Below are 24,965 nucleotides of genomic sequence, written 5' to 3'. Positions count from 1 at the left end.
GCTAAATTGTTCTAGCTAAGTGTAGTGCGTCTTCAATCGCTTTTTGTGCATCAAGCTTTTGCGCATTTAAAGCGCCACCAATAATATGAATGTTGTCAGCTGAAATACTTTTAGCTATTACATCAACAACACTGTTATTTTCTGTTTGGCCAGCGCAAATAATAATAGTGTCTACGTCTAACACTCTGGCTTTTGTTCTAATGTTGATATGTAAGCCGTTGTCGTCAACTTTGTTATAAGTTACGCCTGAAAGCATAGACACGTGTTTTTCTTTTAAAGAGGTGCGATGTATCCAGCCTGTGGTTTTACCTAAACTTGCTCCTGGTTTTCTAATTTTTCGTTGCAGCATATAAACGTTTCTTACTGAGTTTTTATGGTTAGCCGCTTTTACACCACCTTTATTTTGTAGTGACAGATCTATGCCCCAAGTATCAGTAAATTCTGCTATTTCTTTCTCTGAATTTGTTACGGTATTTTGCGCTGAGTTGCTTGTGTCCGTTAAATATTCTGCAACATCAAAGGCTATGCCTCCAGCGCCTACAATAGCAACACTTTTACCAGCGGTTATTTTTCCTGAAAGAATATCTTGATACGACACCACTTTGTTATGGCTAAAACCTTCAAACGTTGGCTGGTTAGGCGTTGTTCCTGTGGCAATAACAATGTCATCATAAATACTTAAGTCGTGAGCTTTTAATTCAGCATTTAAATGAATACGTACTTTGTGCTGAGCTAATTGGTATTCAAAATAACGTAAGGTGTGGTTAAAGTCTGATTTGCCCGGAATTTGTTTCGCTAGGTTGAATTGCCCACCTATTTTATCGGTCGCTTCAAACAAAGTAACTTCGTGACCACGCGTTGCTGCATATAACGAAAACGCCATACCAGCAGGACCTGCACCAATTACAGCTAATTTTTTAGGGGTAAGAGCGAGGACGAGTTTAAATTCTTCTTCGTGTGCTGCAAAAGGGTTAACTAAACAGGTTGCCACCTTGTTTTCGAAAATATGATCTAAACAGGCTTGATTACAAGCGATACAGGTATTAATTGCTTGCGGTATTTGGTTTTTAGTTTTCTGTACAAAGTGGCTATCGGCCAATAAAGGGCGAGCCATAGACACCATGTCTGCCCAGTTGTTTTCTAATATATTCTCGGCCAACTCTGGCGTATTTATACGGTTACTCGCTACCACAGGAACCGAAACATTGTCTTTAATGTATTGGCTTACACTGGCAAATGTTCCGGAAGGAACCATGCTGGCAATGGTAGGGACTCTTGATTCATGCCAGCCAATACCTGTGTTTATTATGGTTGCACCTGCAGCTTCTATTGCTTGAGCAAGTTCAATTACTTCAGCTAGCGAGCTGCCTTGTTCGACTAAATCGAGTACCGATAGGCGATAAATAATAATAAAATTGGTGCCGACTCTTGCTCTTATATTTTTTACTATTTGTACCGCAAACTGTATGCGGTTTTGGTAACTTCCACCCCATTTGTCGCTCCGAATATTGGTTGAGCTAACAATAAACTGGTTAATTAAATAACCTTCAGAGCCCATAATTTCAACACCATCGTAACCAGAATCTTGCGCGAGAACAGCGGTATGAACAAAGTCATTAATTTGTTGTTCAACATCGCTACTCGATAGTGCTTTTGGTGTTAATGGAATAATGGGTGATTGAATGGCAGAAGGTGCAACAATTTGTTTTTGATAAGCGTATCGACCTGCATGCAGTATTTGCATACATATTTTGCCATCTTCAGCATGTACAGCCCGGGTAATAAGTTGATGATTTACTACGTCGCTTTTATCGTTCATTATCGCGCGGTTGGGTGCTAATCTACCTTCGGGATTTGGAGAAATTCCACCCGTAATAATCAAGCCTACGTCACCTTGTGCTCTTAATGCATAAAAAGCAGCTAAACGGTTAAAACCATTGGGCGCTTCTTCTAAATTGGTATGCATAGATCCCATTAAAACTCTGTTTTTTAATTGAGTAAAACCTAAATCTAATGGTGTTAATAAGCGTGAATACATTCGAGTGAGTAGAGCCAAGTAGAAATTAATGCACTATTTTAGCAAGTGCATAGGTGCAAGCAATCATAAATGTAATTAATTAGTAAAAATATAAGACGTAGTGATGAGAGATAGGCGTATCAGATTAAATGAAACGCCTAGTACTATTACTCAAGCTAGTTAAGAATGGCTACGTTAACAAATACAATGGTTAATAAAATAGGGCAGCAATAACGTAAATGATTGCCCCATAAGGCTAGCCATTTACTGTGATTTTTTTGGTTTGTTGCTACGAGTTTATTACCGCGTTTCCATAACCAGCCCACCACTATAAAATAAAACAAACAGCTTAACGGTTGTAAAATGGTAGTAAGTACCTGTATTACTAAGCCGAACAAGGTGTCAAAAAAAGCGATAATTAGTAAACTTGCCGTAAGCACTACAAGTGAAACAAGCCATGTTGCACTGTTTCTTGATTTACTTTTTTCTTCAACTAAATAAGACACGGGAACTTCAATAGACGAAATAGTTGAGGTAAGCGCAGCAATTGATAACAAAGAGAAAAATGCGAATGAAACAAATAAACCTATTGTACCCATGCTTGAAAATAGTTGAGGTAAAATATTAAATATTAATTGTCCTTCGCCAATTAATTTACCTTCATTAAATACCTCAAAACCTGCATGTTGAGCAACAAAAAGGGCAGGAATAATTAACAAGCCAGCCATAAAAGCAATAAACATATCTAACGAGGCGATCGAAAGCACTAGCTTGCCAATGTCATGATCTTTTTTCATGTACGAGCCATAAACCATCATGCCGCCAACACCAACAGATAATGAGAAGAAAGCTTGTCCCATGGCTGATACGATTAATGTAGGTTCCATAACTTGTGAAAAATCAGGTATTAAATAAACCTTTAGGCCTTCTATTGCACCGGGTTGTTGCAAAATATACACAATTAATCCAAGTAGCATAACTAGCAGTACGGGCATTAAGCGCGACGACCATTTTTCGATACCTGAGTTAATACCTTGATGAATAATGGCTGCACCTAATAAAGAAAATATAGGGGTAAAGATTAAATTTCGTGTGGTGCTCGATGTTGATAACCATACTGATAAGTCAGAAAAATTAAGTAGTGCAGCAAGCGGAGATAAGGCATTAGCTAGCATCCAACCTGCTACAATGGTGTAAAAACTTAACATCATTACCGCACCGCATAATCCGATAATTCCCATGTATTTACCCAAATTAGGTACAGAATCTTTACAGGCTTCTTTTAAAGCTCTTACAGGGTTTGATTGTGCTTGGTTACCTAAATAAATTTCGGCATAAAGGGCAGGTAAAGCGAAAAGTAGCGTAACAATAAGGTAAACGAATAAGAAAGCACCGCCACCATTATTAGCCGCTTGAGTGGGAAACCCCCAAATATTACCTAAACCTATTGCTGAACCTGCGGCGGCAAGTACAAAACCTAAACGCGAATGGAAAAAATCTCTTGATGATGTCATTAATTAATATAATTGATTGTTATTAGCTGAGGCAAAGCTTACCTACTAAAAAGAACTTTAAAAAGTTTTTTATCTTATAAATAAATAGTGTGAGCTTTTTTAAATGTTTATCGGTAGTAACCTTGTGTTTTTAGCTTAGCTATCGTATATCTATCGGCGTCTTTGAATTATCGAGTATTACCACATGAATAGCATAGATCTATTCGTAAAAAATTGGGGCAGTAAAAGTGCTATGGTTCCTATTAAAGCTGAAGATATTAACGAGCTGGAATCTAACCTTAATGTTTTTCTACCTGAGTCTTATAAGTATTTAATTTCGACTTATGGTTTAGTTCATACGCCCAATGTATTAACTAAAATTTGTGATTTAGGTTCTGATATTTCTGAAGTACAAGATTTTTTAAATTTGGCTGATGTTTATTCATTATCACAGCTATACGAAATGAGTGGCATGCAGAAAGGGCATATTTTGTTTGCGTCTGACTGTAAGGGCAACATGTTTTGTTTTAAGCAGACAGATTGTGTAAGCCAGCAAAAAGATGCGGCCGTTTGGTTTTTCGATCAAGGGTTATGCAGCGTAACACAGGTATCAAACTCTTTTAGTGAATGGTTAGATAAGTTTAACGAGCTTTGATTTTTTATTTATATAACAAATTGTTACCTTGTTTTAATGACAACTGTCGGCAAACTGTCGGGTTTAATTCGTCACCGCCAAGCCTACTTTTTTGACATTCTGTAAGCTCAGAGCAGCGAGGAGTAATTATGATAGTAAAAAAATTAAGAGCACAAAAGAATTGGTCTCAAGAGCAACTAGCAACGTTTACAGGTCTTAGTATAAGAACTATTCAGCGTGTGGAAAGTGGTCAAAGTGCAAGTCTTGAAACTCTTAAATCCCTCGCCTCTGTATTTGAAGTCGATATTTCTAAACTTACAGAGGAAATCACAATGATAGATAAAAAATCAGAAAAATGGAAAATGCAGCCTTGGTGGTTCAAGTGTGCTTTTTTTGGAATACCATCAAGAAAAACTCAACTTTGGCTTGAGTTTCTTGCATTAGCTATAGGTATTGTTCTCATATTTTCAGAACAATATACTCACATATCAGCGGCATTTATTCTCGCGTCTTATTTTACAGGTTGGACAATAAGGTATGGAGATAAAAAGCAAGTGTGGTAAAAAAGAATAATCACTTAAGCGGAACTTTTGAGTATTTTAAGTTTCACTTAACTACATAGAATAAATAACTATGCCTTTAATATATACCCGTTATCATTCAAGATGCTCTGAAATACGCACCTTGGTTGGTAACGGGTATAATACATAAAATCGACATATTAATAGCGTAAAATACTTTCATTATTCTCTATTGGATTGGCGTAATTAATCCCAATATATGTGTTTTGTTTGTTATTAGCCTTTAGAGGTCGAGTTGTATGCTTCAGTTTAAAATTATTCCCGTGACGGCTTTTCAGCAAAATTGTACGCTTTTTTGGTGTGATGAAACCATGGAAGCTGCTGTTATTGATCCTGGCGGCGACTTCGCCTTAATTGAATCGGCAATTACCGAAAATAATCTTAAACTCACCAAAGTGTTATTAACTCATGCACATATCGATCACGCTGGTGCTACCCATAAAGTAGCTTCTTTCTATAATGTTCCTATTGAAGGGCCCCATAAAGAAGATCAATTTTGGATTGATTTAATTCCAGAACAAAAAGAACGTTTTGGTTTTAGTGATGCTGATTTTTTTGAAACCGACCGCTGGTTAAATCAAAACGATACCGTTACTTTTGGTAACATTGAACTTGAAGTTTATTTTTGCCCTGGACATACACCAGGGCATGTTATATTTTTCCACCGAGCATCAAAACTTGCACAAGTAGGTGATGTATTATTTAAAGGTTCTATTGGTAGAACGGACTTTCCAAGAGGGGAGCACCCCACCTTAATACACTCAATTCGGAGTAACTTATTTCCATTGGGTGACGATGTACGCTTTATTCCTGGACATGGACCTATGAGTACCTTTGGTGAAGAACGCCAAACTAACCCATATGTTGCTGATAGCGTAGTAAGCTAAAGTCTTTATTTATAATCGGTAAACAAAGTGTATTATCGTTCATTTAACCCTATTCAATTTATTCTATTTAAATAAGCTAATTAAGAGAAAAACAGTGAAAGCCACGCTATACGAAATACAAACTTTTCTGCATAAAATTAACTCAAGTAATGTTTTTCAATGGTCAATTATCGCCGTTATTATTATATCTGCGTTGTTGATTGGAGCTAAAACCCATAACTTGCCTGATGATGTTGTTACGATCTTGTCTATTTTAGATCACGGTATCACCATCTTTTTTGTTATTGAATTATCTATCCGTTTTATCACCTACAAAGATAAAAGAAACTTTTTTAAAAGTGGTTGGAATATATTCGACACTATTATTGTTATAGGTAGCTTGATCCCTGCAGGTGGTTCTGGCGTTTTACTCGCAAGGTTATTAAGAGTTTTCAGGGTATTACGTTTAGTGTCTATGGTGCCAGAGTTAAGGTTACTGATTAATGCACTACTTAAAGCAATCCCAAGAATGGGTTATATCGCTTTATTAATGTTTGTTATTTTTTATATTTACGCAGCTGTTGGCAGCATTATGTTTAGTGCTATTAACTCCGTGTTATGGGGCGATGTTTCTATTTCAATGTTAACACTTTTCAGAGTTGCAACATTTGAAGATTGGACCGATGTTATGTACGAAACCATGGCCGTACATCCCATGAGTTGGATTTATTATTTAAGCTTTATCTTTTTAACCGCCTTTATCTTTTTAAATATGATGGTAGGAACGGTTCTTGAAGTGATGGGTAAAGAGCATGAAAATTTTAGGGCTGAATCTCATGGTGAAACCGGTGAAGAAGGTCAGCCAGCCAGTAGGGCGCAAATAGATAAACTTGAAAAAGAATTAGCTGAAATTAAACAACTTTTACTCAATCAACAAAAAAACATAAGCAGTTAATGTTTTTACTACTGAAGGTGATTAATTTGTTATATGCTAACTTAAAAAACCTAAGGTATAGGCATGATTTTTAGGCAAACTGCGTATTTATTTATTGGACTACTTTATTTATTAAGTAGCTTAATACCTGGATACGCTTTTCAAAATGATCTTGAACAAAAAATTAATGAAATTGAAAAGATCAAAGATGTTGCCTCTGCCGTTCATCAATTAACTCTTCTTGAAAATAATGAAGAGCTTACTTCCATTCAAAAATGCAAAATACTTCATGCAAAAGCAATTACTTATTATTCTCAAGAGAAGTTTGACGAAGCGCTAAAATTTTTTGAAAAAACTAAGAATTTTGCCTCTAACAACAAATTTAATAAAGAAGAAGCACTGGCTAATAAATATATTGGTATTATTCATTACTTCCAAGGTAACAACCAAGAAGCGTTAGATTTTTATCAAAAGTCATTAAAGTATTTTACCCAAACAGACATGCCCGTAGAACATGCCAATTTACTTAATAATATCGCTTTAGTATATGCTGCCATGGGCGATACTCTCAGCGCACTAGATCAGTATCAAAAAGCTGAACAACTTTACTTAAACTACGGCACAATTGAAGATCAAATAGATATTCGAGGCAATATTGCTGAACTTTATTTACGACTTAAACTACATGACTCGGCAATCACGTTATTGCTTGAGGTACTAGAGCAAAAACAACTCCTTAACGACGAAGACGGTATTGCCACAACGTATGCCGATTTAGGTGTTTCTTATAAACATGCTAAAGAATATAAAAAATCCCTTTATTACACCGAAAAAGCACTCGACTATTACCAAAAAAATAACCGAGATTATTATATAGCCGCTCAACTGAATAATCTTTCTGATTTGTATAATCAGCAATTGGAAGCCGATCTTGCTATTAACTATGCAGAGGCCGCTATAGGCGTTGCTAAATTATCAAAAAATCAAAATGCCGAAGTAGGTGCTTTATACGAGTTAGCAGTTGGTTTATTTCATTTAGGTTATGTAGACGAATCTTTAGCGCAGTTAGATTTATCCCATGAAAAAGCCTTAAAAATGAATTATCAGCAGCAAATTAATAATAATTTAGCTTTATATTCATTAATTTACGCTTATCAAAAAAACAATAAAGAAGCGCTATCTACTCAACAAGATTATATTAACGAATTTTATAAACATACGAATGATCAAACCAATAAACGCTTAGTGAGATATGAGTCGGAACAGTTAAAAGAAAAGGTAAAAAATCTTGAACAAACAACAAAATTACAAGAGCTTGAAAGACAAAAGCTCAACCAAGAACGTAATTTTATTATTGTTATTATTATCTTTATTTTTATTTCTGTGTTTTACCTTTATAGACGTATAAAAGATATTCGTTCAAAAGGAGAGTTAGCTAAAAAAATTAAAATAAGAACATTAGAGTTAGTTGAACTAACACAAGAATTACAGCTAGCTAATAAGGTTAAGAGTCAGTTTTTAGCAAATATGAGCCATGAAATTAGAACGCCATTAACAGCGGTTATTGGGCAGTCTGAGGCTATATTAAGTGGTGAAATAAAAGGTGAATGTTTATCTAAAGAAGTTGAGGTTATTCATTCTAACAGTTTGCATGTATTAGACTTAATTAATAGCATTTTAGATTTAAGTAAAATAGAAGCAAATAAGCTTGAGCTCGATTTACATCATCAAGATCTTCACGGTGTTTTTATCGAATTAATTAATATGTTTTTAGATCAAGCTAAAGCAAAAGGCTTATCTTTTATTATTACTCATCGTTTACCTACGCCTTTTATTATTAAATTTGATGCCTTCAGGCTAAAGCAAATTTTAATTAACTTATGTGCAAATGCTATCAAATTTACTCAACATGGCTCAGTCGAATTGAGCGTTTACGTATCAGATAATCAACTGGTATTTAAAGTTACTGATACCGGCATAGGAATGAGTGACACGCAAATACAAGACATATTCAAAAGTTTTACCCAAGGTGATAGCAGTATTAGTAGACGCTTTGGCGGATCAGGGCTTGGCTTGTCTGTGTCTAAGCAGCTTGCGAATATTATGCAGGGCGAAATCAAAGTAGAAAGTGAATTAAATGTAGGTAGCGTATTTTCGTTTGTTTTACCTTGTGATTATAGTTTTGGTGTAGATGACAAATTTGAAATAACTCAAGTACTCGATAAACCGAAAATTAGTGATGACGTTAGCTGTACAGGATTAGTGATTTTAGCTGACGACTATGAAGACAATTTGCGCATTATTGAACGTATTTTAACCACTATGGGGCTAGAAGTACTTACAGCTCTTAACGGTAAAGAAGCCGTAGAACACTATAAAAATAGCCAACCTAGTTTGATTTTACTAGACATTCAAATGCCTGAAATGGATGGTATAGAAGCCTTTAATGTATTAAGACAGCAAGGTTGTGAAGTACCTATTGTTGCGTTAACGGCTAATGCGATGTCTCATGAAATTGACGAATATTTATCGCTAGGTTTTGATGGTCATCTTAAAAAACCTATTGAAAGACAGCTCTTTATTAACACCGTAGTAAAATACTGCTGTGATTCGCAAACAGCCAAAGAACAAGAAGAAAAAGTATCAAATATAGATACTTCTGACCTTGTTGAGAGATTCCGTTCTAATTTAGTGCTAGAACAAGAAGACTTAATTTTACACCTTAAAAATAATGACAACGAAAAGCTCGCTAATTTAGCCCATCGTATTGCTGGGGCCGGCCAAATGTTTGGTTTTACTGAGCTATCAGAAAAAGCTATTGCTGTTGAATATGCTATTAAGAACGACCTGCCAGATATTCATGTTTTTACACAGTATCTATTAAATGAAATTGATGCTGTGCTTTGGTAGCTCAAAGCACCATAGAGTGGTGGATAAGTTTTAACTTGTTAGTTAATAGCGTTAACCAATAGCTTTTACGATATTTGATCGGCTATTTCACAAAGTTTTACAACGGTTTTTAAATTTCTTGATGTGGCTGTTACAGCTAATTTTTTCTCTAAAAATGTATTCGATAACTTGGTTTTTCCGTAACCTTTAGGGCAATGTAAATACACAAGTTTGCTACCTGCAACTAATTCTTCTTCTGCTGTTAAATAACTTTTTAGCGCATCTATATTTTCTCTTTTTACCTCGGTAGACATAAAGCTCAATATTACTTGGCTGCCTTGTTCGGTAACTGAAATATCTTTAAAAGGTAAGGCCTTTAACGCATTAACTAACGTTTGTTGCGATAAAACTAAAACAGGTACGTTAAAGCCAAAATGTTTCTCAATAGCATTTTCAATGTTTTTAGCGAGTTCTTCTTCAGTAAGGTTATTACAACTAAAAACAACATTACCACTTTGAATATAAGTAGATACCTGATTCAAGTTTAGCGATTGGTAAAGCGAAGCTAATTCTTTCATGTTCACTTTTTTCTGACCACTGACATTGATCCCACGTAATAAAGAAATGTAAATCGACATAAATGGCCTATAAAAGCGTAAAGTGATGAGTTTTGTTATTCTAATAGCTTTCAATTAGAGCGCAATCATTTCATTGCCAAAGTTAGCATTTAAAAATGCTAAAACGAAAGATATTAGGTTCTACCTACAACGCGAAAACGTTGCTAAAAAAGGTAAAGTGCTATTAAGCAATGCAGCTGCACAACGCTACAATTCAGCAAATAGTGGCTCCAAGTAAAACCAAAGCAGAAAGTTATGAGAATATTCGCAATAGGGTAAATAGAGAGTCGTTTTAAGTGTAGTAATTAGCCCTCGAAAGATGGTTTTTTATTAAAAATGTAATAAGTTTTATTATTATTTTTGGGCAATAATATTTCCTTCTATTATTGCCTTACGTTCTTTTTTATATTGTTCATAAGGTATTCTATTTTTTGAGTTTTTATAGCATAAGTCTTTTTCTGTTGGAGGCTGTAGATCGCAAGTTGCAATAGCAGGCGGCTGAGCCATCTCATATACAATTTTATTTCCAATAGTTCCACAGCTGGTTACTAAAAGTAAGCTGCAAGTAATCGTTATTGTTTTACAATACTTAATCATTAAATTCATTCTAAACCCTTAAGAAATAATACTTAACTACAATAATATTTAGCTAGTATTGTAGTTAAAATTGAGCTATTAAAATGTCTAGATAATGTTTTAAATATGTAATAAAGCGTAAGGAATATTTTAACCAAGCTTAGTTGTTATCACTTTTAAACCTAGTGCAACCATAGCCACGCCTGTTACTCGGTCTACCCAATGCCCCATGGCTTGAAACTTTTTATTTACCGCAGGTCTTGAAAGTAAAAACACCACGCTTGAAAACCAAAATAATTGAATAGCCATTATCCAAGCACTGTAAATTAATAAGTGCGAAAGAGGTAAGTCAGGCGATAGCACTAAGGTAAATAACGACACAAAGTAGATAGGCGCTTTGGGATTTAGTGCGTTACATAAAAAACCGACACCAATGCTTTTGAGTGGTGATTTTTTTACACTAATTGTTTGAACGGCTTCGTTACTCGATTTTTTAGACGTAATACCTTTATAGCCTAAGTAAAGTAAATAACAGCCACCAATAATTTTAATTGCCCACAGTGCAGAACTTGAATTAGCAATAACGGCCGCTAAGCCAAGTGTTGAATAGATTAGATGGATAGATAAACCCAGCGTGATGCCGATGCTACAAAACAAACCTGTTTTTTTACCATGGGTGAGTGTTTGTTGCGATACTAAAACAAAGTCAGGCCCTGGTGCTGCGGCAGCTAAAAAATGAATAGTAGTGATGATGATTAAGCCCTGAATCAAATCCATCGTGTTTTCTCTCCTTATTATTTTAAGGCAGGTTATCTCATGAAAATCATTCTATGGCGAGTGGCTTATTTTGTCTAATGAATGGTCGTTTAATCGTGAGGTAATAATTATTTAATGAGAGATTACGAGCAGTAAGCTAACGTGATAAACTCCGCGCAAGTACAGATAAAATTACAGAATACTAAAATAGTCTATGTTTCAATTAAATTTAACTCAGTTTACCCAAAAAGAATTCTTACGTGATTATTGGCAAAAAAAACCAGTATTAATCAAGCAAGGTTTTTTAAATTTTGAAGATCCTATTTCTCCTGATGAACTTGCGGGTATCGCATGCGAAGAGCAAGTACAATCGCGATTGATTCATCATACTGACGGTAAATGGCAAGCTGAATTTGGTCCGTTTGAATCTTACGATCATTTAGGTGAAGAAAATTGGTCGTTAGTAATACAAGCATTAGATAATTGGTCGGAAGATGCCGCGAAAATTATTGAAGCATTTCGATTTATTCCCCACTGGCGCTTAGACGATTTAATGGCAAGTTTTGCTACGCCTAATGGTAGTGTTGGCCCGCATATGGATAAATACGATACCTTTATTTGTCAAGGTTCTGGTAACCGACGCTGGCGAGTAGGGGATAATGGCGAGCATAAAGAATTTTCGGCTCATACGGCTTTATTACATGTTGAAAATTTTGACGCTATTATTGATGAAGAGCTTGAAGCGGGCGATATTTTATATATTCCACCGGGCTTTCCTCACGAAGGTAAGTCATTAAATAATTCGATGAGCTTTTCTGTAGGCTTTAGAACTAATTCAACGGTAAGCTTGTTGAGTGCGTTTGCGGATCATCTGATCGACAACGATCAAGGTAACGAGCTAATAGTCGATCCTAATCGAGAAGCTACTCAACATAGCGGTGCAATAGACTCGAAAGATTATTTATTAATTAAAAATCAACTACAGCAATTGCTTGATAACGACGATGCTTTTAGAAGCTTTACCGGTTGTTATATGACGCAAGCTAAACATGAAATGGATCTTGTACCCAACGAAGAACCTTTTGCTGATGAAGATATTACTGAAATACTCTCGCAAACCAGCTTATTACGTTTAGGTGGTTTACGTGCTTTCTATTTTACCGACACTGTTGAGCAAGGTGTTTGTTATATAAATGGCAGCCAAGTTGATTTTGATTCATCTATTGCTCCTGTTATTAGACTGTTGTGCGATAACGTATGTGTTGATCCAGAAGCACTAGAGCCGTGGAAAGAGAATCTAGCGTTTATCAGTTTTGTTAAAGCGCAACTAGATTTAGGTTATTGGTATTTTGCTGAATAAGCATATAAGTAAAAAAGGTTTGAAGAGTTAGATAAATGCGTATAGATAAATTTATTTGTAAAAGTACTGAGTTAACCCGAACAGAAGCTAAAAAAGTCCTTAAAAGTGGCGATGTACGAGTAAATGGCGAAGTGGTTAAAAACGCAGCAACGCAAGTTCACGAAAATAATACCGTCGATATTGACGGCCAAGTACTCACGCCAAGAACTTCACGCTATATTATGGTACATAAACCTCTTGATACTATTTGCTCTAACGTAGATGAAGTTTATCCGTCTATTTTGAATTACGTTGAAGTAGATAAAGCGTTTGATTTACACATAGCAGGGCGTTTAGATGCTGACACAACCGGACTCGTTATTGTTACAGATGATGGTCGTTGGTCACATAATATTATTTCTCCTAAAAAAGATTGTAATAAAACATACCGTGTTTGGTTAAGAAACCCTATTGAAGAATCGGCTATTGAACGCTTTAAAGAAGGCGTTCAGCTACAAGGTGAAACAGGCTTAACTAAGCCCGGTATTTTAGAAATAGTTGAAGAACAAGAGGTATTACTTACCATTACCGAAGGCAAATACCACCAAGTAAAACGTATGTTTGCTGCAATAGGTAATAAAGTTGTTGGACTACATAGAGAGAGTATTGGTTGTGTAGAACTCGCTGATTTACCACTAGGTGAATGGCGATATTTAACTGAAGATGAAGTGAGCTTTTTTAGGTAAGGGTAAAGTGATATAGACATAACTCATCGAAACTAATGAGTAAACATAAGTAAGTGAATAATGCTGTGTTAGCCAATGCCTAATAATTTCTTTTTTTCAAAGGCTAAGTCGTTATAAAATCTTTTGTTAATTAAATGATCTAAAAATAACTAAACCAATAGTAATACCTGCCGATAAGGTGGTAAGTCATTTATATTAATTACGACAGAGGTTGGTTGTTATGGACGTTATTCCAGAGCTATTAACGTCGGTACTTGTGCCTAAAGCAGAAAGTACAGCAAAAAATAGCAAAAAAAAGCAAAAGCATTATAAACAGCAAAAACTAACGAAAAAAAATGATAACGCTGATGAAAGTGACACGGATGAAAATCAGGTGAAATTAGTTAAAAAAAGATCTAACTGGGTAGAAAAAGATAGACGTTCTACTAACGATCGCAGAAAGCAAGTGGCTAAACGAGGCCGTTGGTTAGAGTCAAGAAATACTAAAGATCGTAGAGAATCAGATAAGGTTGGTATTTCAATTACCATTTAGTTTTTTATAAAACTAAATGGTAAGGGGTATATGCTATTTTAAAAAAGCTTACTTTTTAGGATTAAGTTGATTAAATTTTTCTAGCTGTTCAGGTGTGGCAGGGAGTTGATGTTTTTCTTTCCATTCTGAATAGGGCATTCCATATACTTGTTCGCGTGCTGTTTCTATATCTACTTCTACGCCAAGTTTTTCAGCTTCTGCAACTGTCCATTTAGAAAAGCAGTTGCGACAAAACCCCGCTAAATTCATTAGCTCAATGTTTTGCACGTCTTTACGGTTGTCTAAATGAGCGAGTAAACGTCTAAATACTGCCGCTTGAATCTCTATTTCTTTATCCATTATTTATTACTCTTTATTGCTTTAGGTTGAAACTATTGAGAGGTTGTTGCCTGCTCGGCTTCTTCTTCAACAGGTGGAATTTGATCATGTCGTCTAATTTCAACAATTATCCCCATATATGGATGATCAAAGTAGTGTATTTCTGTACTACGTACGCGTTTGTTTTGCTCAAAGCGAATAGACTTTAATTTGACAGGTTCTTTAGATAGAAGCTGTTGTGTGGCTTGTTCAGCTAATGACATGTTAATGACATTAAAGTCAGCGGTAATATGCAAATAATGGTCGACTTCTACTTTTAAGAAACCCTCTATAGTCCATGCTTGTGGCGGTTTTTGTGGTTCAATTAGTGGCGCCTCAAACGAATTTTCTGTGCCATTCATAAGCAAATTACTGATTGGATTAACAAGGCCGTTTGGGCTTGTATTTAAGCTATTTAATACATTATCAATAGTTGGTTCTGTGGTTTGAGCTTGCTGTAAAATATTGCTTATTTTATTTTGTAGAATTTGTTGTTGCAGTGCTTCGTGGTCCATCAACATATCATTGGTAGCTTGGTTATCAACGCTTTGCGCTACTAAAGCTTGTTCTTCTAATAATAAGTTTTTTTGTTGTTGCTTAACTGCATTTTGGTAGTGATCAAGCGCCTTATAATAAGGCTGCATTAAGTTTTCACCCGCATATAATTTGAGTGGAATTGCTTCACTCTTGGTTTTTGTTATTTGTCTCCAACCCATATGAAGTAAAGGTCTGAAGTTTCTACTACGTTTAAGTTGTTTAACAATATCATGAAGTTGTAGAGAAGCTTCGTTAATTATATAAGGCTTTTCTGTTGTTAGATCTTCTTCACCAGAAAATAATAGCGGAGTACTTTCTAATGGTACGTCATTATAGGAAAAGTAAGGATGTTCTTTTTTGTAGTCATCAAAAAATGCTTCAGGAACAATGCAAAACTCGTGCGGCACATCAAACGAAGTAAAAGTATATTGTTGATGAGCATTACCTTCAATAACCTGTTCTGTCAGCTCTTTTTGTAATGTAACGAGGTTGTCTGTTGTTGATAATGTATGGTCAATTTGTTCAACTGCTGCTTGACCGTCATTATCTTTTTCAATAATACCTTGTTCACTTAATAACTGAGTACTATCAATAGCGTTGTTCGTTCGATCGCCTTGAGTTTCGTCAGATATATTTTCAATTATTGTATTGTTTATAGGGTCAGATGAGGTAATTTCACTCAGAGCTTTCGTAACATTGGCGTTGTTAAAAAGATAAAAATTATTTGCTATATCTTCTAACATTACTTCATCAAAGGTTTGATACTGAATTTCAACAGGATTAAGTGTAAATTCAGTCGTTTTTTGATTCGAAAACTCAGTACAGCTCGGTATTCTATTTTTTAATTGAGCGATATTAGGGTATAAATAAGGACCTAAAAGATCGATAAAATGCTCAGGTGTAGGTAGAACACTTGTTTCTGGAAACACTTCTTGTAATTGGCTTTTATCGTCAATTTGGCGAAATAAAATTACTTCTATTTCAAACCATGAATTTGAATAGCTAATAGCGGCATTAACACTTGATGACAGTGTTAATGTGGGAAGAAATGCTATCAAACTGGCTGTTTTTAGTATGTTCCTAATCAAGTCGTTTCCTTTAATTTATACGCTATAAGCTATGTTATCTAACAATAATACCAAAGTTCAAGGGTAAAGAGTTACTAATAAATTTACATTCTGTTTACAATTGAACTTACCTAAGCTAACTCATTTAAAATAGAGGCTATTAATATAAACCGAGATTTGCTGTCTTCAGTTTTTTGAATAAATTTAAGTTTATTAGCACCGTCCATTTTATAAATAGTATTTTTTTGCTGAATAAGTTTAATAATTTGCATGGGGTCAACTTTAGTATCGTCGCTAAATTCAATTGAACCGCCTGAGTCATGGGCTTCGATTCTTGAAATACCAATTTTTTGTGCTTTAAGACGAAGTTTAGCTACATGAACAAGGTTTTTAGCTGGTTGTGGTAATAAGCCAAAGCGATCGATAAGTTCAATCTGAATATCATCTAAGTCTTGTTTGTTCTTACAGCTGGCAATACGTTTATAAATACTTAAGCGTAAACTTATATCAAAAATATAATCGTCAGGTAATAAAGCGGGAACTCGTAGCTCAATTTCTGTTTGATTGCGCATCACTTGGTCTAACGATAATTCTTTACCGTCTTTTAATGAAGCGACTGCTTGGTCAAGCATTTCCATATATAAGCTAAAGCCTATTTGGCTCATTGAACCACTTTGATCTTCACCTAATAATTCTCCGGCACCACGTATTTCTAGATCGTGTGTGGCTAAGGTAAAACCGGCACCTAAATCTTCAAGCGAAGCAATAGCGTCTAATCGCTTTTTGGCATCTTTGGTCATGGCTTTTTCATGAGGCGTTAATAAATAAGCATAAGCTTGGTGATGCGAACGACCTACGCGGCCTCTAAGTTGATGTAGCTGAGCTAAGCCTAAACGGTCGGCTCGGTCCATAATAATGGTGTTTGCGCTAGGTACATCGATACCTGTTTCAATAATAGTGGTACATAAAAGCACGTTATAACGTTGATGATAAAAGTCGCTCATTACACGTTCTAAGTCTCGCTCTCCCATTTGGCCATGAGCAACAATAATACGTGCTTCAGGTACTAAAATTTGAATGTCTGCTGCGGTTTTTTCTATGGTGTCTACGTTGTTATGTAAAAAGTAAACTTGGCCACCACGTACAGTCTCGCGCAGTATTGATTCACGAATCAGCGCATCGTCTCTTTGTCTTACAAAGGTTTTTACGGCTAAACGTTTGGCTGGTGGTGTAGCAATAATTGATAAATCGCGCATGCCGCCCATAGCCATATTTAATGTTCTAGGAATAGGGGTTGCGGTTAATGTTAAAATATCAACATTGCTACGCAGTTGTTTAATTTTTTCTTTTTGTTTAACGCCAAAGCGATGTTCTTCATCAACAATTAATAAACCTAAATCTTTATATTTTATGCTGTTTTGTAAAAGTTTATGAGTACCAATTAAAATATCAATTTCACCAGACTCTACTTTAGCTATTACGGCATTTTGTTCTTTCGCGGTTTTAAAGCGTGATAATACTTCAATAGATACAGGCCAATTAGCAAAACGGTCTCTAAAGTTTTCGTAATGTTGTTGTGCAAGCAGGGTAGTTGGAACAAGGATCGCTGTTTGTTTTCCATCGTTAACTGCGATAAAAGCGGCGCGCATGGCGACTTCTGTTTTACCAAAACCAACATCACCACACACTAAACGGTCCATGGTTTTAGGTGAAAGCATATCGCTAATTACGGCATTAATTGCCTGCTCTTGGTCATGAGTTTCTTCAAAGCCGAAGCTGTCAGCAAAAGCGCGATATTCATCTTTGTCGCGTTTAAAGGTATAGCCGTGATTGGTGGCACGTTTAGCATAAATATCTAATAATTCAGCGGCAACGTCTTTAACTTTTTCAATGGCTTTTTTCTTGGCTTTGCTCCAACTGTCGGTGCCTAATTTATGTAAAGGAGCATGTTCGGCATCGGTGCCTGAGTAACGACTAATTAAATGTAGCGAGCCAACAGGTACGTAAAGCTTTGATTCGTTAGCATAAGTTAACATTAAAAATTCGGTGGTCATGCCGCCTGTTTCTAATGTTTCTAAGCCAGAGTAGCGACCAATACCATGGTCGATATGCACAACAGGTTGGCCGATTGATAGTTCTGCTAAGTTTTTAAATAAAGCGTCAGCTTGAATATCTTTTTGTTTATTTCTACGGCGTGTTTGTTGAACCCTGTCGCCAAGTAATTCTGACTCGGTAATGAGGGCGATTGCATTCTTTTTCGCAACGCCTTTACTTTGAAAGATAAAACCATGGGTTAAGGCATTTACGGTAATACCAATAACGTCGTTGCTTTCAATAAAGGCGTCGATATTTGTAAATGTTTTCGGTTTTATATTATTGCGTTGTAATAATTCTAAAACACTTTCTCGGCGGCCTTGGCTTTCAGCAACAAATAAAATTTTACCGGGAGACTCTTTGTTTTTCATGAATTGACTGAGCAACTCAAAAGGCTGTTTTAGTTTATGATCTACGGTTAAGTCAGGTAGTGTATTTACGTCGAAATGAATAGTACCTGCTTTGCTGGTTGACTCTTCATTTGCTGTATCGTCAGTTTGTAGCTCTGTATTTTGAGCTTGTAAAACTATTCTATCGTAAGGTTTTATCGCGCTATAAAGTTCTTCACTATTTAAAAAAAGTTTTTCAGGTGCAAGTAATGGGCGTGATGTATTGTATTTTCGGTCTTCGTATCTATATTGAGCATCGGTCCAAAACTGTGTTTGTGCTTTATCTATATCACCAGAAATAATTACTAAGGTATTTTCAGATAAATAATCACACAAGGTATTTGTTTCATCAAAAAATAGTGGTAGATAATACTCAATACCGGCAGGTAAAATACCGTTACTTACTTGGTGATAAACTGAGTCTTTAGGAATATTGCCCGTAAACATTTCGCGGTATTGGCTTCTAAATAAGTTAATACCGTCTTTATCTGTTGGAAATTCGTGCGCAGGTAATAAATCTATACCGTCAACTTTGTCGCTAGAGCGTTGGCTTTCAGGATCAAATAAACGAATTTCATCTATTTCATCATCAAAAAAATCTAATCTAAACGGTGTTTTACTTCCCATAGGGAATAAATCAATAATGGCCCCGCGGGCACAAAATTCACCATGTTCCATTACTTGGTCTACTGCGCGATAACCACTTGCTTCAAGTTCTCGCCTAAGTTGGTGAAGATCTTTTCTATCACCTTTTTTGATAATTAAGCTGTTTAAATCAAGATACTTTTTAGGTGAAATACGTTGCAGCAAGGTACACACGGGTACGATTACAACACCTCTTTCCATTCGTGAAAGTTGATACAAAGTCGCAAGGCGTTGAGAAATAATGTCTTGATGTGGAGAAAACGTATCGTAAGGTAGCGTTTCCCAATCAGGAAATAAGCAAATGGATAAGGCTTTACTTGTATTTAAGCTTTTTAGCTCTTGTTCAATTCTTATGGCTGATGGCGTGTCATGAGTTAACAGTAAAACAGGCGACTCGGCATTACATGCACCGTGGTATATCGCTAAACTTGAGCTACTGCCTTGTAAGTTCGTCCATGTTTTTTTATCTGCATTTTTTCCTTTTCTTTTCGCTAATACGGGATTGAAAAGGCTTGTATTCTTGCTCATAACATCTCTATAAAATATGTGATTTTAGTGGTGTTTCAAACCTAGAGTTGTCGTTAAAAGCCGACAGTTAAAAGTTTGAAAATCGGCGTTATATTAGCATGAGATGGATCATAAAGTTTAGATAGATAGAAAGTTTTTGAGTAAAAACATTAATTATATAAAAAGCATTTGAACGAAACGGCTAGGGTCTTATTCTTTACATTAAATAACATAAATATTACCCTATCGGCAATGGAATCAATTTAAAAGGAAATTACTATGTCTTGGACTAAGCTCGACACGAATATCAACGCACAATCACTTATGGCATTAGATACTATTTCTTGTAAGAAATACGGTGTAAATTTAAGTCAAAACTTCCCATTTAATAAAGTCAATTTTACCTGTCAAGCTCTAGCTATGCTGTCGCAATTAAATGATTTTGACCAACAAATGGTAGAAAAAGAAATTAAGTACATTTGTGCACACCCTAATGCTAAAAATTCATTAAAACACAGTCGTAACCCTCTAAAACGTTTATGGCGTACTCAATATCCATTTCGTAGTTATCATTATTTGATTAGGTATTCCTTATCATCTAATAAAATAGATATTGAGGATGTGTTATTTGATAGACAACTTAGTGGTCCGAAGAATAACTTTTCAGCAGAGCGTACTATGCTGTATGAAGTCGATAGATTAACATCTGCAACTTATGATAAAGCCATGGATAAAGATGGACTTAAAGCATTAGAAGGAGCATGGGAAAGAAACCCTTCACCAACGTCTCAAGTTAATACAAGTCATGCTGCTGTTAATGGAATGCTTAATGAATTAGATAAAGCGGCATGGTTAATGGGCACGCATTTAGATGCCGCTTACCAAAGTGATGGCATAAAAGCCTATACATTGTTTCATAATCCTACTGATAATTTATGTTTAGATTTAGCAGAATGTGCTTTTGATAAACGGCAAGGGAAGAAATCTCATAATGCGCAGCATTTGGCCGCGATTTTAGCTCAAAATAGTCAGCAAGGCAAAAAAGTTAAATGGTTGGTACATAGTCAAGGCGCCATTATATTTTGTGCAGCGTTAGAACATTATCGGATTTATTATGGAAAACCGTTAACAACACAAGAAGTAGCAATACACGGCTCAGGGGCTAATCTGACACACTTAAAAAAAATAGCGAATGGAATGAAGATGAAAATTCATTCAGTACGCAATAATCCCTTTGATTTAGTACCTAATATTGCAGGTGCGAACGACCTTTCATCAAGTAGTTTGGTACGGTCAATGAAATTTGGCAAATACCTAGTAGCAGATCCTGGCATTAGCCCTCATACGTTACCGTTTTTAGGGTTAAATTCCTACGCAGACCAATTGCAGTTATTGGGTAATATTCCTGCGGCAACTAAAGTAAGAAAATTTATTAATACACTACCTAAAGGTGATAGTCGAATATGATGCACTTAATAAAAGGCTTTTGTCGTGGTTTTGTGGGCGGGCCTGATTTTAATCGATGCATTACACATCACTTTATTTTGGGGGATAAACAATTAACACTTCAATTACCAGACAGTAATGTTATGGCGGTTCCCAATAAAGTAGATGTTAGTTTTCCGCATACTTCAACTAGTTGGTTTGAGCAAAATGCCAAAACATATGAACAGCATAAATTTGTGCGTATCGTGACTGAAAACTGGATGTATGTACCTGTTATCTCGATTATTCCAGGTGATGAATTTGGTATGTTGAGTTGTCAATTACGTATTAAACAGACGGATAAAATAAATGTATTAGATAAACAAGTTTTAGCTAACTTTTTGATTAAAGAATATGAAGATTATCATAATAGGTCTGATGGGAAAAACACCAAAATTCGTCAAGAAATTATAGAGCAGTCAAGTAAAATGTTTAGGCCATTTGAAGCAGAAGCATTAGAGGAAGAAATTAAAGGTTGGATTGAAAATAGGGGGATGCCACCGATTCCTGCAGCTTATATTAAAAGCTTTAATCAAATCGATTGGGTATTTTATCAAGAAGTTCGTAATAACCGTTTGTCGCGTAATGATTATTATTGTTTACCGTTAAGTGAGAATAGCTTTTTAGAGGTTGATTTTAGACACCGAGTAGATCGTTCTGATAAACATAAAAAATGGTCGAAACATGCTTTAGCTTCACAAGAACGCATTATGGAATCCATCACCTTATCGGATATACCCGATGAACAAGATAATTTACTTGTTGTTAATTCAGTTAAGAATAGTTAATGCTTCATTTGTTAAAAGATTTTTGGCGTGGTTTTGTGGGAGGGCCAGACTTCAATAGGTGTATTACGCACCGATTTATTTTAGGCGATAAGCAATTAACTCTTAAACTGCCAGACAGTAATGTTGCAGCAGTGCCTAATAAAATAGATGTTAGTTTTCCGCATACTTCAACTAGTTGGTTTGAGCAAAATGCCAAAATATATGAACAGCATAAATTTGTGCGTATTGTGACTGAAAACTGGATGTATGTACCTGTTATCTCGATTATTTCAGGTGATGAATTTGGTATGTTGAGTTGTCAATTACGTATTAAACAGACGGATAAAATCAATGTATTAGATAAACAAGCTTTAGCTAACTTTTTGATTCAAGAATATGAAGATTATCATAATAGACCAGAAGGAAAAAATGTTGAATTAAGAAAAACTACTAAAGAACGTTTTGCTAAGAGTTCAGTTTCTTGGACATATGAGGAAATAGAAGAAGAAATTGTCGGTTATATTGAAGCTTATGGTAACCCTCCGATTCCTGATGGTATTATCAAAAGCTTCAATCAAACTGATTGGGTATTTTATCAGGAAATCCGCAGTAATAGTTTATCACGCCATGACTTTTACTGTTTACCGTTAAGTGAAACCAGTTTTTTAGAAGTGAAATTTAACCATAGTGTTGACCGTTCTGATAAACATAAAAAATGGTCGAAACATGCTTTAGCGTCACAAGAACGCATTATGGAATCCATCACCTTATCGGATATACCAGATGAACAAGATAACTTACTTGTTGATAATTCAGTTAAGAATAGTTAATGCTTCAGCTGTTAAAAGACTGTTGGCGTGGTTTTGTGGGAGGGCCATACTTTAATCGGTGTATTACGCATCGCTTTATATTAGAAAATAAACTGTTAAGTGTGAGTATCCCAGATGGTAATCTTTTCGTTGAATCAAGCAAAGAGGATATAAATTTTCCTCACACATCTAAAACTTGGTTTCAACATCATGTTGAAGAATCTTATGACCAACATATATATGTACATATGCTCACAAAAAATTGGATGTATTTACCTGTTGTTAACCTTTTACCTAGCAGTGAATACGGTATGTTGAGTTGTCAACTGCGTATTAAACAAACTGACAAAATTAACGTACTAGATAAGCAAGCTTTAGCTGACTTTGTTATACAAGAATATGATGATTTTCATAATGGACCCAATGGAAAAAACACTAAAATTCGTCAAGAAATTACAGAGCAGTCAAGTAAAAAATATAGACCTTGGTCGCCAGATAGATTAGAAGAAGAAATTGCAGGATGGATTGAAAATAGAGGGAAGCCATCTATTCCTCCTGCTTTTATAAAAAAAATTAATAAACATGATTGGATTTTTTATCAAGAAGTTCGTAATAACCGTTTGTCGCGTAATGATTATTATTGTTTACCATTAAGTAAAAATAGTTTTTTAGAGGTTGATTTTAGATATCGAGTTGATTTGTCCCATAAACATAAAAAATGGTCGAAACATGCTTTAGCCTCACAAGAACGCATTATGGAATCCATCACCTTATCGGATATACCAGATGAACAAGATAACTTACTTGTTGATAATTCAGTTAAGAATAGTTAATGCTTCAGCTGTTAAAAGACTGTTGGCGTGGTTTTGTGGGAGGCCCTGACTTTAATCGATGTATTACACATCGCTTTATATTAGAAGATCTACAACTAACTCTTAATTTACCTAATACCAATATTGCAGTAACCCCAAGCAAGGTTGATATTAGTTTTCCTTTTTCTTCAAATACTTGGTTTGGTCAGAATAAAAAACAATATGAACAACATGAGTTTGTACGAATTATTACTAAGAATTGGATGTATGTACCTCCTGTTGCTCTAGTACCTAGTAGTGAATATGGCATGCTTAGCTGTCAATTACGCATTAAACAAACCGATAAAATCAATGTATTAGATAAACAAGCTTTAGCTAACTTTTTGATTAAAGAATATGAAAATTTTCATAATGGTCCTGATGGGAAGAATACTAAAATTCGCAAGGCTACTATAGAGCAATCTAGTAATATGGCTAGGCCTTTTGAAACAGATGAATTAGAAGAAAGAATCAATTTACTTATTAGTATTCGAGGTAAACCTCCTATTCCTGCTGCTTTTTTGAGGAGCTTTAATCAAATTGATTGGGTGTTTTATCAGGAAATCCGCAGTAATAGTTTATCACGCCATGACTTTTACTGTTTACCGTTAAGTGAAACCAGTTTTTTAGAAGTGAAATTTAACCATAGTGTTGACCGTTCTGATAAATATAAAAAATGGTCGAAACATGCTTTAGCGTCACAAGAACGCATTATGGAATCCATCACCTTATCGGATATACCCGATGAACAAGATCACTTAATCATTCTAAAATAAGTTAAATAACATCTATTGGAAGTTATCTATTTTAAATTCTGATAAAATAGCTTTTTGCAATTTTCAGCTTGTACCTTATATTTTTAAGGACAGTTATTTGATTTATTTTTTAGGATACTCCTTTGACCAATAACGATATTTTACGTCGCCTTAGATACACGTTTAATTTTAACGACCAAAAAATGATTAACATTTTTGCTTTAGCTGAAAGTACGGTTACCCGTGAAGAAGTAAGTAATTGGTTAAAAAAGGAAGAAGATCCAGCACATGTTAACTGTTCTGACGTAATGTTAGCGACTTTTTTAAATGGTTTAATTAATGAGAAAAGAGGCAAGAAAGACGGTCCTCAACCTCAGCCAGAAAAAAGAATTACCAATAATATTATTTTAACTAAGTTAAAAATTGCCCTTAACTTAAAAGCTGAAGACATACTTGAAATTGTAAAAGCTGAAGAGTTTAATTTTAGTAAATCTGAGCTTGGTGCTTTTTTCAGAAAGTCAGACCATAAACATTATAAGGTGTGTAAAGATCAGTTTTTACGTAACTTTATTCGCGGCTTAGATAATAAATATCATGTTAACCGACCTGAAAAGTTTATTAAGCAACAAGACACTGCTGATAACGAAGTACGCACTGATAATAAAGCAAAAACTTGGTCTAAAAAAACGGACAGAGCGTCTGAAAAACCACTTGAAAATAGG

General features: G+C 35.2%; 21 protein-coding genes and 1 pseudogene. 14 read left to right on the top strand and 8 right to left on the bottom strand.

The genetic code is table 11. From position 1 onward, the window contains the following. Nucleotide 1: 1 nt before the first annotated feature. Nucleotides 2-2,038, bottom strand: coding sequence for an oxidoreductase (locus tag ACM9HF_RS06545; protein WP_473616028.1), 2,037 nt, complete (start codon nt 2,036-2,038; stop codon nt 2-4). A 155-nt stretch (nt 2,039-2,193) separates the two neighbouring features. Next, nucleotides 2,194-3,531, bottom strand: a complete 1,338-nt coding sequence (locus ACM9HF_RS06540; RefSeq protein ID WP_473616023.1) for a sodium-dependent transporter — start codon at nt 3,529-3,531, stop codon at nt 2,194-2,196. 184 nt (nt 3,532-3,715) lie between these two features. On the opposite strand from ACM9HF_RS06540, the gene ACM9HF_RS06535 reads away from it, so the two are divergent. The 5 genes from ACM9HF_RS06535 to ACM9HF_RS06515 all read left to right on the top strand — a co-directional run bounded on the left by ACM9HF_RS06535 (nt 3,716) and on the right by ACM9HF_RS06515 (nt 9,435). Next, nucleotides 3,716-4,165 (top strand): SMI1/KNR4 family protein, encoded by a 450-nt coding sequence (locus tag ACM9HF_RS06535; RefSeq protein WP_473616019.1) that lies wholly within the window; start codon nt 3,716-3,718, stop codon nt 4,163-4,165. 128 nt (nt 4,166-4,293) lie between these two features. Further along, a complete protein-coding gene (locus ACM9HF_RS06530; RefSeq protein WP_473616014.1) occupies nt 4,294-4,707 on the top strand; it encodes a helix-turn-helix domain-containing protein in 414 nt (137 codons plus the stop codon). A 257-nt stretch (nt 4,708-4,964) separates the two neighbouring features. Further along, nucleotides 4,965-5,612 (top strand): MBL fold metallo-hydrolase, encoded by a 648-nt coding sequence (locus ACM9HF_RS06525; RefSeq protein WP_473616010.1) that lies wholly within the window; start codon nt 4,965-4,967, stop codon nt 5,610-5,612. A gap of 94 nt (nt 5,613-5,706) precedes the next feature. Next, on the top strand, nt 5,707-6,546 hold the full coding sequence (locus ACM9HF_RS06520) for an ion transporter (protein WP_245825394.1): 840 nt from the start codon (nt 5,707-5,709) through the stop codon (nt 6,544-6,546). Between the two features lie 63 nt (nt 6,547-6,609). Further along, the gene (locus ACM9HF_RS06515) at nt 6,610-9,435 is read left to right on the top strand and encodes a tetratricopeptide repeat protein (RefSeq protein ID WP_473616003.1); all 2,826 of its coding nucleotides are present in this window, start codon (nt 6,610-6,612) and stop codon (nt 9,433-9,435) included. A gap of 65 nt (nt 9,436-9,500) precedes the next feature. On the opposite strand, the gene ACM9HF_RS06510 is transcribed toward ACM9HF_RS06515, so the two are convergent. The 3 genes from ACM9HF_RS06510 to ACM9HF_RS06500 all read right to left on the bottom strand — a co-directional run bounded on the left by ACM9HF_RS06510 (nt 9,501) and on the right by ACM9HF_RS06500 (nt 11,384). Beyond that, complete coding sequence (locus tag ACM9HF_RS06510; RefSeq protein ID WP_473616001.1) at nt 9,501-10,052, bottom strand: DUF1697 domain-containing protein; 552 nt, start codon at nt 10,050-10,052, stop codon at nt 9,501-9,503. Nucleotides 10,053-10,385: 333 nt separating this feature from the next. Next, on the bottom strand, nt 10,386-10,637 hold the full coding sequence (locus ACM9HF_RS06505) for a hypothetical protein (RefSeq protein WP_473615996.1): 252 nt from the start codon (nt 10,635-10,637) through the stop codon (nt 10,386-10,388). Between the two features lie 120 nt (nt 10,638-10,757). Continuing rightward, complete coding sequence (locus ACM9HF_RS06500; protein WP_473615991.1) at nt 10,758-11,384, bottom strand: LysE family translocator; 627 nt, start codon at nt 11,382-11,384, stop codon at nt 10,758-10,760. 193 nt (nt 11,385-11,577) lie between these two features. Between ACM9HF_RS06500 and ACM9HF_RS06495 the strand changes: the two genes are divergently transcribed. From ACM9HF_RS06495 to ACM9HF_RS06485, 3 genes are all read left to right on the top strand, one after another. Then, nucleotides 11,578-12,723, top strand: coding sequence for a JmjC domain-containing protein (locus tag ACM9HF_RS06495; protein ID WP_473615986.1), 1,146 nt, complete (start codon nt 11,578-11,580; stop codon nt 12,721-12,723). Between the two features lie 35 nt (nt 12,724-12,758). Next, on the top strand, nt 12,759-13,448 hold the full coding sequence (locus tag ACM9HF_RS06490) for a pseudouridine synthase (protein WP_473615981.1): 690 nt from the start codon (nt 12,759-12,761) through the stop codon (nt 13,446-13,448). Between the two features lie 220 nt (nt 13,449-13,668). Further along, nucleotides 13,669-13,980 carry a hypothetical protein gene (locus tag ACM9HF_RS06485; RefSeq protein WP_473615977.1) on the top strand — a complete coding sequence of 104 codons (312 nt, stop codon included), beginning with the start codon at nt 13,669-13,671 and terminating at the stop codon, nt 13,978-13,980. A 48-nt stretch (nt 13,981-14,028) separates the two neighbouring features. Here ACM9HF_RS06485 and ACM9HF_RS06480 read toward each other — a convergent pair whose 3' ends face one another. From ACM9HF_RS06480 to mfd, 3 genes are all read right to left on the bottom strand, one after another. After that, nucleotides 14,029-14,319, bottom strand: coding sequence for a DUF1244 domain-containing protein (locus ACM9HF_RS06480; protein ID WP_473615974.1), 291 nt, complete (start codon nt 14,317-14,319; stop codon nt 14,029-14,031). 32 nt (nt 14,320-14,351) lie between these two features. Further along, nucleotides 14,352-15,962, bottom strand: a complete 1,611-nt coding sequence (locus ACM9HF_RS06475; RefSeq protein ID WP_473615970.1) for a CsiV family protein — start codon at nt 15,960-15,962, stop codon at nt 14,352-14,354. Nucleotides 15,963-16,072: 110 nt separating this feature from the next. Beyond that, a complete protein-coding gene (gene mfd / locus ACM9HF_RS06470) occupies nt 16,073-19,597 on the bottom strand; it encodes a transcription-repair coupling factor (protein ID WP_473615966.1) in 3,525 nt (1,174 codons plus the stop codon). Between the two features lie 258 nt (nt 19,598-19,855). Here mfd and ACM9HF_RS06465 point away from each other — a divergent pair, with 258 nt between their 5' ends. The 6 genes and pseudogenes from ACM9HF_RS06465 to ACM9HF_RS06440 form a co-directional block, all read left to right on the top strand. Continuing rightward, on the top strand, nt 19,856-21,043 hold the full coding sequence (locus tag ACM9HF_RS06465) for a hypothetical protein (protein ID WP_473615962.1): 1,188 nt from the start codon (nt 19,856-19,858) through the stop codon (nt 21,041-21,043). Continuing rightward, nucleotides 21,040-21,849: a hypothetical protein gene (locus ACM9HF_RS06460; RefSeq protein WP_473615958.1), complete on the top strand. Its 810-nt coding sequence runs from the start codon at nt 21,040-21,042 to the stop codon at nt 21,847-21,849. Before ACM9HF_RS06465 ends, ACM9HF_RS06460 begins: the two co-directional genes overlap by 4 nt. Next, nucleotides 21,849-22,658 carry a hypothetical protein gene (locus ACM9HF_RS06455; protein WP_473615954.1) on the top strand — a complete coding sequence of 270 codons (810 nt, stop codon included), beginning with the start codon at nt 21,849-21,851 and terminating at the stop codon, nt 22,656-22,658. Before ACM9HF_RS06460 ends, ACM9HF_RS06455 begins: the two co-directional genes overlap by 1 nt. Then, nucleotides 22,658-23,470: a hypothetical protein gene (locus tag ACM9HF_RS06450; RefSeq protein WP_473615951.1), complete on the top strand. Its 813-nt coding sequence runs from the start codon at nt 22,658-22,660 to the stop codon at nt 23,468-23,470. The genes ACM9HF_RS06455 and ACM9HF_RS06450 overlap by 1 nt, the downstream gene beginning before the upstream one ends. Then, nucleotides 23,470-24,264: a hypothetical protein gene (locus tag ACM9HF_RS06445; protein ID WP_473615947.1), complete on the top strand. Its 795-nt coding sequence runs from the start codon at nt 23,470-23,472 to the stop codon at nt 24,262-24,264. The genes ACM9HF_RS06450 and ACM9HF_RS06445 overlap by 1 nt, the downstream gene beginning before the upstream one ends. A gap of 122 nt (nt 24,265-24,386) precedes the next feature. After that, nucleotides 24,387-24,854: pseudogene (locus ACM9HF_RS06440) on the top strand (YehS family protein); the annotation flags it as partial. Nucleotides 24,855-24,965: the final 111 nt, after the last annotated feature.

The sequence above is a fragment of the Colwellia sp. RE-S-Sl-9 genome (genome assembly GCF_048296855.1).
GTDB lineage: Bacteria > Pseudomonadota > Gammaproteobacteria > Enterobacterales > Alteromonadaceae > Pseudocolwellia.
Note: the sequence above shows the minus strand (reverse complement) of the source record. Positions and strands in the feature narration are given on the sequence as shown.